Origin of the sequence: Nitrospira sp. NS4 (assembly GCF_049546785.1) — a bacterium.
In the GTDB taxonomy this organism is placed as follows: domain Bacteria; phylum Nitrospirota; class Nitrospiria; order Nitrospirales; family Nitrospiraceae; genus Nitrospira_D.
The window spans coordinates 384,989-398,598 of the sequence record NZ_JBMWAN010000002.1; the positions used below are offsets into that span (position 1 = coordinate 384,989).

The 13,610-nt window shown below is 57.8% G+C and carries 15 protein-coding genes; 10 read left to right on the forward strand and 5 right to left on the reverse strand.

Going from position 1 to position 13,610, the window contains the following annotated elements; translation table 11 throughout:
* The first annotated feature begins 106 nt into the window (after window positions 1–106).
* Complete coding sequence (locus ACO9S2_RS06370) at window positions 107–2,113, forward strand: cation:proton antiporter (RefSeq protein ID WP_423721112.1); 2,007 nt, start codon at window positions 107–109, stop codon at window positions 2,111–2,113.
* Between the two features lie 6 nt (window positions 2,114–2,119).
* Here ACO9S2_RS06370 and ACO9S2_RS06375 read toward each other — a convergent pair whose 3' ends face one another.
* Complete coding sequence (locus ACO9S2_RS06375) at window positions 2,120–3,208, reverse strand: Rieske 2Fe-2S domain-containing protein (protein WP_423721113.1); 1,089 nt, start codon at window positions 3,206–3,208, stop codon at window positions 2,120–2,122.
* 166 nt (window positions 3,209–3,374) lie between these two features.
* Between ACO9S2_RS06375 and ACO9S2_RS06380 the strand changes: the two genes are divergently transcribed.
* From ACO9S2_RS06380 to ACO9S2_RS06400, 5 genes are all read left to right on the forward strand, one after another.
* Window positions 3,375–3,905: a DsrE/DsrF/DrsH-like family protein gene (locus ACO9S2_RS06380; protein ID WP_423721114.1), complete on the forward strand. Its 531-nt coding sequence runs from the start codon at window positions 3,375–3,377 to the stop codon at window positions 3,903–3,905.
* Between the two features lie 89 nt (window positions 3,906–3,994).
* Window positions 3,995–4,240 (forward strand): sulfurtransferase TusA family protein, encoded by a 246-nt coding sequence (locus ACO9S2_RS06385; RefSeq protein WP_423721116.1) that lies wholly within the window; start codon window positions 3,995–3,997, stop codon window positions 4,238–4,240.
* Window positions 4,241–4,332: 92 nt separating this feature from the next.
* A complete protein-coding gene (gene ftcD, locus ACO9S2_RS06390) occupies window positions 4,333–5,823 on the forward strand; it encodes a glutamate formimidoyltransferase (RefSeq protein ID WP_423721118.1) in 1,491 nt (496 codons plus the stop codon).
* Window positions 5,824–5,874: 51 nt separating this feature from the next.
* Window positions 5,875–6,069, forward strand: a complete 195-nt coding sequence (gene rpsU, locus ACO9S2_RS06395; RefSeq protein ID WP_423721119.1) for a 30S ribosomal protein S21 — start codon at window positions 5,875–5,877, stop codon at window positions 6,067–6,069.
* Window positions 6,070–6,146: 77 nt separating this feature from the next.
* Complete coding sequence (locus tag ACO9S2_RS06400; protein WP_423721120.1) at window positions 6,147–6,806, forward strand: endonuclease III domain-containing protein; 660 nt, start codon at window positions 6,147–6,149, stop codon at window positions 6,804–6,806.
* A gap of 78 nt (window positions 6,807–6,884) precedes the next feature.
* Here the strand turns inward: ACO9S2_RS06400 and ACO9S2_RS06405 are convergent, their stop codons facing one another.
* Together ACO9S2_RS06405 and ACO9S2_RS06410 are read right to left on the reverse strand one after the other, a co-directional pair.
* A complete protein-coding gene (locus tag ACO9S2_RS06405; protein ID WP_423721121.1) occupies window positions 6,885–7,304 on the reverse strand; it encodes a hypothetical protein in 420 nt (139 codons plus the stop codon).
* Window positions 7,305–7,311: 7 nt separating this feature from the next.
* Window positions 7,312–7,680, reverse strand: a complete 369-nt coding sequence (locus ACO9S2_RS06410; protein WP_423721122.1) for a hypothetical protein — start codon at window positions 7,678–7,680, stop codon at window positions 7,312–7,314.
* 122 nt (window positions 7,681–7,802) lie between these two features.
* Between ACO9S2_RS06410 and ACO9S2_RS06415 the strand changes: the two genes are divergently transcribed.
* The 4 genes from ACO9S2_RS06415 (at window position 7,803) to ACO9S2_RS06430 (ending at window position 11,712) form a co-directional block, all read left to right on the forward strand.
* On the forward strand, window positions 7,803–8,234 hold the full coding sequence (locus ACO9S2_RS06415) for a PGPGW domain-containing protein (RefSeq protein ID WP_423721123.1): 432 nt from the start codon (window positions 7,803–7,805) through the stop codon (window positions 8,232–8,234).
* A 12-nt stretch (window positions 8,235–8,246) separates the two neighbouring features.
* Window positions 8,247–10,898: a DNA polymerase I gene (gene polA, locus ACO9S2_RS06420; RefSeq protein ID WP_423721124.1), complete on the forward strand. Its 2,652-nt coding sequence runs from the start codon at window positions 8,247–8,249 to the stop codon at window positions 10,896–10,898.
* Between the two features lie 23 nt (window positions 10,899–10,921).
* On the forward strand, window positions 10,922–11,179 hold the full coding sequence (locus ACO9S2_RS06425) for a hypothetical protein (protein WP_423721125.1): 258 nt from the start codon (window positions 10,922–10,924) through the stop codon (window positions 11,177–11,179).
* A 209-nt stretch (window positions 11,180–11,388) separates the two neighbouring features.
* The gene (locus ACO9S2_RS06430; RefSeq protein ID WP_423721126.1) at window positions 11,389–11,712 is read left to right on the forward strand and encodes a PilZ domain-containing protein; all 324 of its coding nucleotides are present in this window, start codon (window positions 11,389–11,391) and stop codon (window positions 11,710–11,712) included.
* A gap of 62 nt (window positions 11,713–11,774) precedes the next feature.
* Here ACO9S2_RS06430 and ACO9S2_RS06435 read toward each other — a convergent pair whose 3' ends face one another.
* Both ACO9S2_RS06435 and ACO9S2_RS06440 read right to left on the reverse strand, forming a co-directional pair.
* Window positions 11,775–11,993 (reverse strand): hypothetical protein, encoded by a 219-nt coding sequence (locus ACO9S2_RS06435; RefSeq protein ID WP_423721127.1) that lies wholly within the window; start codon window positions 11,991–11,993, stop codon window positions 11,775–11,777.
* Between the two features lie 246 nt (window positions 11,994–12,239).
* Window positions 12,240–13,319: a DUF4062 domain-containing protein gene (locus ACO9S2_RS06440; RefSeq protein WP_423721128.1), complete on the reverse strand. Its 1,080-nt coding sequence runs from the start codon at window positions 13,317–13,319 to the stop codon at window positions 12,240–12,242.
* Window positions 13,320–13,610: the final 291 nt, after the last annotated feature.

Below are 13,610 nucleotides of genomic sequence, written 5' to 3' on the forward strand. Positions count from 1 at the left end.
GCGCCCACTCTACTCAACCGCCCTCCCCGCGACAAGCAGCTTTACCTTGTTCGATCCAGTCGGCTGGGGTATTCTCCGACGCAGGCTTCTCCATGCCCTTTCGTCTATGACCGACTACGGCGTTCTCAGCAATTTGCTCGTCATCTTCGCGGTTTCGATCGCGGTGGTCTTCGTCTTCCATCAGTTCCGGCTGCCCTCCATCGCCGGATTTCTCGTCGCCGGCGCGCTCATCGGCCCCCACGGATTCCACCTCATCTCCGACACCAGCACTGTCCAAGTCCTCGCCGAAATCGGCGTGGTTCTGCTGCTCTTCACCATCGGCATCGAGTTTTCCTTAGTCCAGTTGGCCTCGTTGAGGAAGCTCCTCTTTATTGCGGCTCCCGTTCAAGTCGGGGGCGTCGTGGCAATTGTCTGGCTGGGGTCCCTGGTTGCCGGACTGCCGTGGCAACAGGGCATCTTCTGGGGGTTCCTCCTCTCGCTCAGCAGCACAGCGATCGTCCTGAAAGCATTGGCCGCCAATGGCGAAACCGATTCGCTCCACGGGCGTGCAACGATCGGGATTCTCGTCTTTCAAGACCTCGCCGTCGTCCCCATGATCCTGCTCGCGCCGATTCTCGCCAGTCCCAGCGAAGGCGCGGCCCTATCTATCTTCCTGACGCTCGGTAAATCAGTCGTGGTCGTCGGCCTCGTGGTAGCCGCCGCCTGGTACATCGTGCCCAAATTGCTTGAGCACATCGTCCGCAGCCGCAGCCGTGAACTCTTCCTCCTCACAGTCATTGTCCTGTGCCTAGGAATCGCCTGGCTGACCTCGCTCGGGGGCCTGTCCCTGGCACTGGGCGCCTTCATCGCCGGGCTCGTCATTTCGGAGTCGGAATACAGCCATCAGGCGATGGCGGAAGTCCTGCCCTTCCGCGACAGTTTCAACAGTCTGTTTTTCGTCTCCATCGGGATTCTGATGGATTGGCGGGTGCTGCTTGAATATCCGGCCATTGTGACCGGCCTTCTGGCCGTCATCTTGGCGCTCAAGTTCGTCACCGGCGCCGGTGCGGTCCTGGCCGTCGCGGTCCCGCCACGGTCGGCAGTGATGACCGGCGTGGCCCTCGCGCAGGTCGGCGAGTTCAGCTTCATTCTGGCGCAAGTCGGACAGGAGAACGGGCTACTCTCCGGCGCCCCCTACCAGGTGTTCCTCGCCGTGTCCGTCTGCTCGATGATCATTACCCCGTTCCTGATGCAATGGTCGCCGCATCTCGCCCGCCGCGCCGAAGCCGTGCAGCGGCTCCGCCGCTGGTTTCCCGGCCGGACGACCGCGCACGTCCTCGAAACGGAAGGACGGCATCTGCGGATTAAAGATCACGTGATCATCGTGGGATACGGACTGAACGGCCGAAACCTGGCAAGGGTGCTCGGAGAAACGGAAGTGCCGTACATCGCATTAGACCTGGACGGCGACACGGTCCGGCGGGAAGCCCAGCATGGCGTGCCGTTGTATTACGGGGATGCAACGAACCCCAACGTGCTCCGGCATGTCAAAATCGAAGACGCGCGGGTCATGGTCGTCGCCATTTCCGACCCCTTCATGGTTCGACGGACGGTGCAAGTCGCGAGGGGACTCAACGCCAGACTGCACATCGTCGTCCGTACCCGGTACCTGCGCGAGCTGGAAGAACTGCACCAACTGGGAGCCGATGACGTGGTCCCGGAGGAGTTCGAGACCTCGATTGAGATCTTCGCCCTGGTGCTGCGGACCTATAACCTGCCCCAGGATTATGTGATGAAGAAGGCCGAACAAGTGCGCCGGGAAGGGTATGCCCTGTTGCGGCGGAGCGAGATGCCCGAATTGGCGCACCATCTTCGGGGAGGCACGCTCAGCGATGTCGAGGTAGAGACCTGCCGAATCGATGAGGACTCCCCCGCCATCGGCAAAACGCTGGCGCAGCTCTCGCTGCGGCCACGAACCGGCGCCTCCGTGATTGCCTGGACGAGGAGCGGCGTGACCGAATCGAACCCGCCAGAGAAAACCAAACTCCTGGCCGGCGATATTATCGTGCTGCTCGGCTCGCGGGATCAGATACGGCGGGCCATCGCCCTCGTCATGCCCACCGGCACACACTAGCGATTTCTAGCTGCGCCAGCGAAGCGTGACCGGCCCCTTGAGCGGATGATCGAGCGGTTGCCCTGTCTGGACGGAAATGAGGTAGGCCGCTTTCAACTTGTGGTACCACTTCGCCTGTTGGTCGGCGTCACCGACGAGGCGGAACGGCGGCTTGTACTTAAGCCCGATCGACTGGCGGTCCATCGCCACCTTATCCTGTGCCAGAAAGCCTTTTGCAAAAGCCTTGAAGATGGATGTGCCGAACGGCAGCCAGCGGAAGACGTTCCAGGCAGCACAGAAATCCATACGGGTTTCGTGCTCCGTAATCGGCGTCATCAAGACCCGGATCGAGACCCATAACGACCCGCACTGGATGAACTCATACCGCTGATTCGGCAGGACGAAGTCGATGGTCGTGGTGAGCTCTCCGCCGGAAAACCACTTCAATAATTGATACGGAGGGCTGTTCTTCGACGGCGCATGGCCGACCATCCGGAACCCGTTGGGGATCGGCTCAAACCTCTTCGCCTTGTCATGCTGGCTGGCGGGCTTGCGCCAGAAACTGCTCTGATGCACGTAGGGTCCGTGCGCCGGGTCCATTAATCCCACCACGCCGTCATCGAGCGTGCTCGACAACATCTGCGAATGCTGAAACATCAGATAGGGTTGCGAGGGAAGGGGATGCCGCATTAACGGAGGAATCGGCCGGTCTGGATACCGGCTGTCCGCCATGTAGACCCAGATATAGCCGTCCTGATCCTGGCAGGGATAGGACGTGACGCAGATCTTCTTGGGGTCGATCGGAGAATCGCTGACCAGGGACGGAATCGCCGCACAGCGTCCGTCCGTCTCAAACTGCCAGCCGTGATAGAAACACTCGACTCGGTCCCCATCCAAGCGCCCAAAGGACAAAGGCATCCCTCGATGGGGGCAAAGGTCGAGCATCGCCGACACACGGCCGTCCTTCGTACGACAGAGGAGTATCGGGGTGCTCAACAGCACCACACCCTTCAACGTCCCTGGAGCGAGATCGGAGCTGGCCGCCGCCGCATACCAGAAGCCTAAAAGAGGAGGACTGCGTAACGGCGTTGTATCCTGTTCCACGTTGGCGGTCATACAATAAGACGGTCCTGAGGATCGTGGGTGATGAAATTGGGACTATAGCCAGCCGCACGGGTGCGGTCAAGTTCGTTGCCTTGACAAGAAAAAGATGCGGAGACTATAGTCGAAACACCTTGATAATAGGGGCGTCGCGCGTGGTGACGCCCTAGTGAGGAGCCCGATGCAAACCACTCAGCTAGAACCTTCCGTCGCTTTAGCCCGGCTGCAAGAGTCGAAACCAGACAAGGTGACGATTGTCCTCTTGAGCGGAGACTTGGACCGGGCCATGGCCGCCTTCATCATTGCCACAGGCGCGGCCGCGATGGGCATGCAAGTCACCGTCTTCTTCACCTTTTGGGGATTGAATACGATTCGCCGGAAGGGCGCCGCCAGTTCAGCCAAGGACTGGCTCCGCCGGATGTTCGGCGTCCTCAACAAGGGGGGAGCCGAAACCCTCCCGCTGTCCCGCTTCCATTTTGGCGGACTCGGCACCAGGATGATGCAGAAAGTCATGAAGCAGAACCGGATGCCCGGAGTACCCGAGTTGATGCAGACGGCACTCGATCTGGGTGTGCGGTTTATCGCCTGCACGACAACGATGGGGCTCATGGGTATTACCAAGGACACCCTGATTGACGGAATCGATCAATTCGCAGGGGTGACGACCTATCTCGCCGAAGCCAAGCAGGGCAGCGTGAATTTGTTTATTTGAAAGGCGAGAGGTACGAGGCCAGAAGCGAGGGGGTTGTCGAATTCTTCCTCTCGCCCATTGCCTCTCGCCACTAGCCAGGAGTGTTATCGATGATGCAGGCAGATGTGACGCTCGATACCCTCGGATACTTTTGCCCGATGCCCATTATTCTCACGTCGAAAAAAATCAAGGAACTTGCCATCGGGCAAGTGCTTGAAGTCGTGTCCGACGACGAAGGCATCAAGAAAGACATGCCGGCCTGGTGTGATACTACAGGGCATCAGATGGTCGGCATGGAAGAAGAACGGGCGACCTCTGGCCTGATCTACAAAGCGTTTGTGAAGAAGACCAAGTAAGGGTGCCACTGCCTCGCACGCGAGGAGAAGGAAAGCCGGAGGGGAGCTTGAACACCCCTTCCGGCTTTTTCGTTTTCACCCCAAATACACCGATGCTCAAGATCATTGAATGCATCCCGAATTTCAGCGACGGTCGCAACCCAGCCATCATCCAGGCGCTGATCGCGGCCGGGCGATCGGTGCCGGGGGTCTGGCTGCTGGGTCACACCAGCGATCCCGATCATCATCGATCCGTGCTGACGTTCGCCGGCAGGCCTGACGCGTTGTGCAACGCGGTGTTTCAGGCCATCCGCATTGCCACGGAACGGATCGATCTTCGCCGCCATGAGGGCGTCCACCCCCGCATCGGGGCAACGGATGTCGTACCCTTTGTTCCTCTCCAAGACGCGACCATGGAAGACTGCGTACAGCTGGCCCGCCGTCTCGGCGAACGCGTGGGAAGAGAACTCCAGATCCCCGTTTTTCTGTATGAGCAGGCCACCAACCATCCGGATCGCACGCGACTGGAATCAATCCGCCGGGGGGGATTACCCGGCCTGAGCGCGCGGCTGGCGGCGGACCGGAACTGGCGCCCGGATTTCGGCCCCTCCCGGCTCCACGAGACGGCGGGAGCCATCGTGATCGGAGCACGGCCGCCGCTCATCGCGTTCAATGTGAATCTCAACACCGCCGATCTCACGATCGCCAAAGCCATCGCCAAGACCGTCAGGCAATCGAGCGGCGGATTGCCGCACGTCAAGGCGATCGGCATACCGCTCGCCGGCCGCGGCATCGTGCAGGTCTCGATGAACATAACGGATTATCGCGTCACGTCGATGGCCACAGCCTTTCTTGCAGTAAAGACCGAAGCAACCAGGACCGGCGTGGGCATCGCCGACAGTGAATTGATCGGCCTCGTTCCGCAAGCGGCACTGGACCAGGCGGCGGCGGCATTCCTCCGGTTCAAACGCTTCGATCCCATGTCCGTTCTTGAAACAAAATTGGCTGCCGCCATGTCAGCTCAATCGCACGCGGATGCCAGCCAGATAGAAGCCTTTCTCCAGGCCGTCGCCGCTGCCACACCGGCGCCTGCGGGCGGAAGCGTAGCCGCGTTGGTAGGAGCCCTGGCCGCCTCCCTGGGCGTCATGGGAGCGCGCTTGGGAAAGGAGCCGGCTGCGGAACAACAACTCGCTGACATGAGCCGACGATTGCAGACACTCATGCAGGAAGATTGTGACGCCTACGAGGTATTCGCGCAGGCGCGGAAACTTCCCGCAGATCACGCAGACCGGTCCGCAATATTGACTGCGGCATTGCAACGGATCACAGAAGTGCCGCTGGAGATTGCCGAACTGGCCTGTGAAGCGGGACGGGCCATCGCATCGTTTCGAACCGGCGTCTCCGCCCCCGTTCAGTCGGACCTGACCGTGGGTATCATCATGGCCGTTGCAGCGGCAGAAGCAGGGCTTCACACCGCCAATACAAACTTGAAATATCAACAAATTCAGCATCTTAAATGCTCGCTCGCACAAAGATGCTCAAAGATCAGCAACTGTCTTGAGGAACTCAAGGGGCTATGCTACACTCCGCCCTCTGTTGCGTAGTTTCACAGAGGTAGACAGGCACGGCCTGAGAAAGTGGAAAGTCGGCACGAGATGGAAATCAAAGTCTTCAATAACAATGTCGAGAAGGCCCTCAAGGTTGCCAAGAAGAAGTTGGCAGGCGAAGGGTTGTTTCGTGAACTGAAGCGCCGCCGGTATTACGAAAAGCCGAGCGTGAGAAAGAAAGCCAAGTTGCGCGAGGCTCAACGGCGCCGTCAGAAGTGGTTGTCCAAGCGGAAGCCTGAGTAGCAGACAGTCTCAGGCTATTTCCGCTCGTACACCTCTCCTCGATCAGCGTTCTCCACGGGCCACGCACGTCGCACCAGATGCGTCAGGACGAGATCCACGCCGCGATCAGGATCGTCAAGCGAGAGATCCGCCAGTGGCAGGAACCGGTCGTCGGAGTCGTGGCGCGTGAGTCCGCCCGCGATCCCTTCCGCATCCTCATCTCCTGCCTCTTGAGCCTCCGCACCAAAGACAAAACCACCGCTGAAGCGAGCGCGCGACTCTTTGCGCTGGCCCACGAGCCGGCATCGATGGTGACACTTCCGCTGAAGACCATCGTATCCGCCATCTATCCCGTCGGATTTTACCGGACCAAAGCGAAGTCAATTCACGCCATCTGCCGCCGTCTGCTCGATGTCTACGGCGGAACGGTGCCCGATTCCATCGAGGAGCTGGTCACTCTGTCGGGAGTCGGAAGAAAGACGGCGAACCTGGTGGTGACAGTCGGCTACGGCAAGCCCGGCATCTGCGTGGATATTCACGTGCACCGGATCAGCAATCGCTGGGGCTACATCAAGACCAAGACGCCGGAACAGAGCGAAGAGGCGCTCCGGCGCAAGCTGCCGAAACAATATTGGATTACCTTCAACGACTTGCTCGTGCCCTACGGGCAGAATCTCTGCCAGCCGGTGTCCCCGTGGTGCAGCAAGTGCAAATTGACGGAATATTGCGATCGGGTGGGAGTGAAAACAAGCCGTTGAACGTGAAGCGTATCTCGTGAATCGTTGCGGGAGCTGATCTGCTTGCGAGATACGAATGACGCTTCACGAGCAACGCATTCAGATGAATAATTTCGTCTCCGCCTCGGCCGTGAGACTCAGGATCGCGGGCAGGCCCAGCACTTCATCGACGTTCTTTTCCACCGCCCCGCTCTCCACACCCATATATTCCAGACCGGCACTGCAGGCGATCAGGCGAAACTTCCCGACGTGCCTGGCGTCCTGAAACATCTCCGAAATCTTCGGCACCTTCTTTTCCTTCAAGAGCCGGGCGACTTCTTCGGCTGACGCGGCATACTCCGGCGGAAAATCGATCTGGTCGATCTTCCCGTCGGCCAGCTTCTTGATCGTCCAGAACAGGAGAATGACGATCACATCCTTGCCCATGGCGGCGGCGGTGAGCCCGAGCGTCGCCACCTGGTGCAGCTTATCGTAGGTCGCATTATGGGCGAAGATGACGAATTTGGGCTTCTTTGACATGGAGGTGCTATTTCTTCTTCGCGCGGGCCTTCACGCTATTAATGTAATCGGTAATCGCCGCGTCCACTTCGACGGCGGCCAATGGACGGTCGTGAGTTTCGCTCTCATCGACCAGATACTTGTCGTGATCTTTCTCCTGCCGGACGATGACCGTATTCTCCGGTGTCACTTCCACCATCAGAAACCACTCACGCGCCCCCTGCGTGATGACCACTTCTTTCCCCAGCCCTTTTTTCGTAATCTCGATCTGGAGATCGTCCGTCTCCGCAGCAAGCACCCGCTCGGGAGTCAGGGCGATCACCATGCCGATACCCGACACAAACAGGCAGCACGGCAGAAGAAACCATCGACTGGTTATAAGAGCACGCAAGACCATAAAGGATTCACTCTCTTTCCGGGAATAGTGCCGTCATTATATGACGCCCTCCGCCGCAGGTAAACCATGCGGCACCTTTGCCCTTCCGGTCCGAACAACCCGCATGCTAGGATTCCCCCCGCATGGATGCCATTCTCGCGACCGTGACACAGTACGTTCCTGTTCAGATCCTCGTCTGGTTGACGGTTGGTTCGCTGATCGGATTCATCGGCACATTGATCGCCATCCCGTTCATCATGGTGCGGCTCCCCTCCGACTACTTCGACACCCGCGTCCCGCGCCATTGGATGAAGGACCATCACCCGGTGCTCCGGCTGATCGGGCTCATCGTCAAGAACGCCGTCGGGGCCATCTTTCTACTGGCGGGCTTTGCCATGTTGTTTCTCCCCGGCCAGGGCATTCTGACTATGCTTATCGGCATTTCGCTGCTGGATTTCCCACGCAAACGTGAGATCGAGGCGAAGATCGTCGGCCAGCCCACCGTGCTGCAGGCCCTGAACGCCATGCGGGCGAAGTTCGAGAAGCCGCCGCTGACCCTTTCGCCAGATCCCTGAGCCGTGATGCCTATGCCTGAGCCCAACCGCAAGACGCTGTACCTCATCGACGGGAGCGCCTACATCTATCGTGCGTTCTTCGCCCTCCCGGCCTTGAACAACTCCAAGGGCTTGCAAACGAACGCCGTCTACGGGTTTACGACCACCCTGCTGAAGATCCTGCGCGAGCGGCAGCCGGACGGGATCGTCGTCGCCTTCGACGAGAAGGGACCGACCCTTCGCCATCAGGAATTCAAAGAATACAAAGCCCAGCGGCCTCCGATGCCGGAAGGCATGAGCGCCCAGATTCCCTACATCCATCGCGTCGTGGAAGCCCTCAACATTCCGGCGGTGAAACAGGCCGGATACGAAGCGGACGATCTCATCGGCACGCTGGCACACCAGGCCGAACGCGCCGGCTATGACGTCGTCATCGTGACCGGCGACAAAGACATGCTGCAGCTCGTCACGCCGCACGTGCGCATCTACGATCCGGTGAAAGACAAATGGTCCGGCGAAGCGGAATGTGTCGCCAAGTTCGGGGTCGAGCCGGCCCGCGTCATCGAGATCATGGGGTTGATGGGCGACGCGACGGACAATATTCCCGGGGTAAAGGGCATCGGCGAGAAGACCGCGCTGAAGCTCATCGCCCAGTTCGGCACCATCGACGAATTGCTCCGGCGTACCGACGAAGTCACGCCGCCCCGCATCAAAGCGATGCTGGTCGAGCAGGCCGACAACGCCAGGCTCAGCCGCAAGCTGGCCACCATCGACATCAACAGCCCCATCGCCTTCGATCCGGAGTCCTTTCATGTGAAGCCGCCGCATCAGGATCAGCTCATCGATCTGCTGCGCGAGCTGGAATTCACCACGCTGCTGAAAACGTTTCAAGCCAACGCCCCGCCCGGTGAGACCAAGCCCGACGAGTCGGAATTGATTCAGGACGAACCCTCAGCCAAGCGCTTCGTCGCCGGGCTGCCCAAAGAGGGCCCCCTGGGCCTGTGCTGCCTGCTCTCCAATGGTCCCAGCGTTCGGGCAGACGTCAAAGGGATTGCCCTCTCGGCTGGCGGAAAGACCGCCTACATCCCGATCGATGTCCATGCCTACATGCGGCCGATCACGACGTTGCTGCACGATCACGCCCACACAAAAATTGTGCATGATCTGAAAGCGACCCTGCTGGCTTTCCATCGCATCGGCATCACGCTCGCGGGCCCCTATCTCGACACCATGGTGGCGGATTACCTGCTCAACCCCAATCGCCGAGACCACAGCCTCGACACCATCGCGATGGAAGCAGTGGGCCATCGATTGGGAACCCACCAGGCCGACGCGAAGGCCCCGCAATCCCTGTTCGACGAAGACACCGGTTCACGTGAAGAGGCCACGGAGCAGGCGGCTGTGCTCGCCAAACTGGCACCGGCCATGACCGAGCGACTGACCGAACAAGGCAGCCTCAAGCTCTTTCAGGATGTTGAAATGCCGCTCGTGCCGGTGCTGGCGGAAATCGAACGCAACGGCTTCCTGCTCGATGTCGCGGGATTGCAGGCCCTGAGCAAGGAACTGGAACATGAACTGGACAAGATGATGGAAACCATCGCGGGCCTGGCGGGCGGCGAGTTCAACATCAATTCGCCGAAACAGCTGGCCGTGGTGCTCTTCGAGAAACTCGGCCTCAAACCGGGCCGCAAAACGAAGACCGGCTACTCGACCAACGAAGACACGCTCACGCAGCTTGCCACACAGCACGACCTGCCCGCGCAGATACTGAACTATCGCAGCCTGAGCAAACTCAAATCGACCTACGTCGATGCCTTGCCCGAATTGGTGAATCCGGAGACCAAACGGCTGCACACCTCGCTGAACCAAACCGTCGCCGCCACCGGCCGGCTCTCTTCGACTGAACCGAATCTGCAAAACATCCCCGTGAAGGGCGACTACGGCCTCCGCATCCGCGAAGCCTTTATCGCGCCCCAGGGCCACACCCTCCTCTGCGCCGACTATAGCCAGATTGAGCCGCGCATTCTCGCGCATCTGTCGCAGGACCCGCGCTTGCTCGAAGTGTTCGAGAAAGGCGAAGACATTCACATGGCGACGGCCATGGACATTTTCCACCTCCCCGCCTCGCAGATCACGCGCGAGATGCGGCGGGCGGCCAAGAGTGTAGTCTTCGGCATCGTCTACGGCATCAGCCCCTTCGGCCTCTCGCAAAACATCGGCGTCCCGCAGGCGGAAGCCAAGAAGTACATCGAGACCTATTTTGAAAAGTATGCCGGCGTGCGGGCCCTGATGGATCGGAATATCGAAGAAGGCAAGACCAAGGGCTACACCACCACGATCCTGGGGCGGCGGCGGCCGATTCCAGAATTGCAGAGCGGTGATCCCGTACAGCGCGGCTTCGGCGAGCGTATGGCAGTAAATAGCCCGATCCAGGGCTCAGCCGCGGACCTGATCAAAGTGGCGATGATCAACGTGAACGAGGCACTGCATCACGAGATGCCACACACCAAGATGATCCTCCAGGTCCACGACGAATTGATCTTTGAAGTGCAGGAAAAGGATTTGGACGAAACCAAGCGGCTGGTAAAACATGAAATGGAGCACGTAGGAAAGCAACTGGGGCTCTCCGTCCCGCTCAAAGTCGATCTCGGCACCGGGCATAATTGGCGCGTGGCGCATCCATAACACTAACCGGAGTGAGGTGAGATATGCAGAACGCACGTCTTTCACTAGCGTGGTTGATCGCGGGCATGAGTCTCAGCGCGCTGGGGTTCCTGCTCCTCATAGGACAGCCGTTCACCGCAAAGGCGCAGGAGCAGAAACAGTTTCAGTACAGAATCGTCGAGGTGCTTCCCGACACCCACAATATGCAAACGAAGCTGAACGAGTTCGGAGCGAGCGGGTGGGAACTGGTGGCCGTCTCGATGGGGAACATGACGGAGCCGAGAATGATCTTTAAGAAGTGAGGCCGACTTAAAATCTAGAGTCAGCCGGTTTCATTGACTCCCTGTCGCAACCGTTTGAGAATCCCTTCACGACGGACAACAATGGACCTGTTTGTCAGGCGTGGACATACAAAAAGCCTTAAAAACAGGGCAACCCACGACCATTTAGTCGGGCATCACATCTGCATTGATGTGTGCAGAGACATCCATCAATGCAACGAGGCCCATAGATGGTGGTGCGGCAACATACCCGGCTCCCTGCATTGTTTTCAGGAACACTGATCTATCAGAACTCGTCACATCCCATCACACAATCAGTAGACCTCTCGCGCAAAGGCTGTCGACTTAAAAGCAACGCCCTTGTCGCCGCCGGCATGAAAGTGGATCTCTTGCTGTACGTTCCCGGAGAGGAGATCCCTCTCCTGATTCAACGGGCCACGGTTCGCTGGTCCGGCAGACACGGCATTGGTATCGAATTTCAGCGCCTTGCCTTTCCTCATCAAGAGCGGCTCAACACCTTCCTCCAGCAGCTTACTATTGCGACTTATAACTGATCGCCCCGGCGCCCCACACCTTTGAACTGCAACGGCAGAGCTCGCGTGTAAACTCGCCCGCTTCAATCCGGATGGTTCGCCGGATGCAGGATACCTTGCCGTTCATTTAAATCCTTTCTGTATGCATTCCGCTTCTGTTCGCTTTCACGTGATAATTCAGAATGATCCGCCGCATTCATTGTGTTGATGCATCCGTTTTCCTGCAACTGCCGTGACGTTGCCGAGTCAGCCACGCTGTATTGCCCGCATTTTTCCTGTTTTTCCTGACGGATATTCGGCATTAACTTTGCTCAACACATAGTCACTATGAAAGTCGTCTGTGCCTGGTGTGAACGGGAAGGGAAAGAGATACTCATTGGCGAAGCCGGACTGTACGACCGGCCAGTGACATCCCATGGCATTTGTGATGATCACGAAAAAGTACTGTTGAAGCAGATCGAGGAGCTAAGGATTAAATAGAGTCCAAGACTTCATAGACGGAGAAATTCTCACCCGAAATCGAGATCCTCGAGCCTGTTAAAACGTGATTACCCCTCCCCCTCTTGGATACTCTCAGCAGGCAACTCCTCATCAAAGTTATAGCTGCGAATCGCGCGCAATCTTGTCATGACCTCATCGCCGTATGGCGTTAGCGTCCAATAAGTTCCAGAGTCTTTGAGGCTTCGCGCCTTTTCACTTTTGGCGATTAGTCCGAGAGCCCGAAATTGGATTTTTACGGTCTGGAAGTCTTCCTTATGGAGCGAGAAGTGGCGAATGTCATACCGTGCTAGCTCTTTGTATTCGCGTAGCTTGGGCAAATTATGTTCTTCCATCATCGCGTCGAGCGCGGATTTGATGGCCTGTTCAGAAGCTTCATTAATCATTAACGGGGCTACTACAGAAAACATCTGATTCCATGTCGGAAGGAAAAAACTGTTCCGTGCGGAGAAATTAATTTCACCTGGACCTCTTACCAAGAATGAGAATCTAAGTTTGTGTGCCTCATCGCCTTGTGCGAGCTCTTCGGACCCTTTTGGCGCGGAGGTTCGCGCTTTAGCCAACTCAGCCTGAAGCTCATCGACACGGCGACGTAACTGCAGCAATTCCATTGTAGCGTCTCGATCAGCCAGTTCATTCGCGCGTACCCAGCCAACTGCCGGAGTAGATCTAACCAGCTGTATCAGGCTGCGACTTACGACAGAACCAAGTTCCTGCGGACTATCCCAATGCTTGCACAGCTTTTTCTCGACTGTAGATCGAAATGTGGCGAGCTTTTCTTTGCCTTCATTTGTTGTTTCAGTCTTTTCGGCGATTATTTTCCCCGGGTGACGATGAATGAATGCAATCGTTGGCTTGTTGATTGATAGGGCGTATCGGTACTCCATTTCGGTGTAGCTTAATCCCTCAGGACCGATGGACCCATAGCGACCTGCAAGAATCAAAATGTAATAGTCACAGTCGTCGATAACCTTCTTGATCAGATTCCATTGAGACTCGTTTGCGGCTGGGAAAAGCTCCATGCCGGCGGGCATGCAGTCAAGCTCAAGAAGCGCGTGCATCACTTCTTGCCGCTCAACCTCGAGATCTTGGAATGTGCTACTTACAAAAACTTGGAATCTTTTTTCCACCGCGATTTCTCCATGTGTACTGGCTAACTAATGTGCATACCGCTGGCATGGTAAGCCAAGACTAACCTTTCCCGCAAACAGCGTGAACTGGTATCGGCCGTTTGCTGCCACATTCGTCAGATCAGGATGGTTGCTGATTTAAATTGAAGGGCAGCGGGCCTTCACTCTGATAGACGGGGTCAAATAGAATCTGTAGAAAGTTCACAGCCGACTGATTTGGCGCAGAACGGGGAAAGCGCCAACCTATCAAACCCTTGTAAAACTGTACTCAAAAGGCCTCTTAACAGCGGG

Excerpts from the sequence above, each read along its gene's own strand:
- ACO9S2_RS06370 (WP_423721112.1), top strand. The coding sequence starts at position 107 with ATGACCGACTACGGCGTTCTCAGCAATTTGCTCGTCATCTTCGCGGTT.
- ACO9S2_RS06375 (WP_423721113.1), bottom strand. The coding sequence starts at position 3,208 with ATGACCGCCAACGTGGAACAGGATACAACGCCGTTACGCAGTCCTCCT.
- ACO9S2_RS06380 (WP_423721114.1), top strand. The coding sequence starts at position 3,375 with ATGCAAACCACTCAGCTAGAACCTTCCGTCGCTTTAGCCCGGCTGCAA.
- ACO9S2_RS06385 (WP_423721116.1), top strand. The coding sequence starts at position 3,995 with ATGATGCAGGCAGATGTGACGCTCGATACCCTCGGATACTTTTGCCCG.
- ftcD (WP_423721118.1), top strand. The coding sequence starts at position 4,333 with ATGCTCAAGATCATTGAATGCATCCCGAATTTCAGCGACGGTCGCAAC.
- rpsU (WP_423721119.1), top strand. The coding sequence starts at position 5,875 with ATGGAAATCAAAGTCTTCAATAACAATGTCGAGAAGGCCCTCAAGGTT.
- ACO9S2_RS06400 (WP_423721120.1), top strand. The coding sequence starts at position 6,147 with ATGCGTCAGGACGAGATCCACGCCGCGATCAGGATCGTCAAGCGAGAG.
- ACO9S2_RS06405 (WP_423721121.1), bottom strand. The coding sequence starts at position 7,304 with ATGTCAAAGAAGCCCAAATTCGTCATCTTCGCCCATAATGCGACCTAC.
- ACO9S2_RS06410 (WP_423721122.1), bottom strand. The coding sequence starts at position 7,680 with ATGGTCTTGCGTGCTCTTATAACCAGTCGATGGTTTCTTCTGCCGTGC.
- ACO9S2_RS06415 (WP_423721123.1), top strand. The coding sequence starts at position 7,803 with ATGGATGCCATTCTCGCGACCGTGACACAGTACGTTCCTGTTCAGATC.
- polA (WP_423721124.1), top strand. The coding sequence starts at position 8,247 with ATGCCTGAGCCCAACCGCAAGACGCTGTACCTCATCGACGGGAGCGCC.
- ACO9S2_RS06425 (WP_423721125.1), top strand. The coding sequence starts at position 10,922 with ATGCAGAACGCACGTCTTTCACTAGCGTGGTTGATCGCGGGCATGAGT.
- ACO9S2_RS06430 (WP_423721126.1), top strand. The coding sequence starts at position 11,389 with ATGGTGGTGCGGCAACATACCCGGCTCCCTGCATTGTTTTCAGGAACA.
- ACO9S2_RS06435 (WP_423721127.1), bottom strand. The coding sequence starts at position 11,993 with ATGCCGAATATCCGTCAGGAAAAACAGGAAAAATGCGGGCAATACAGC.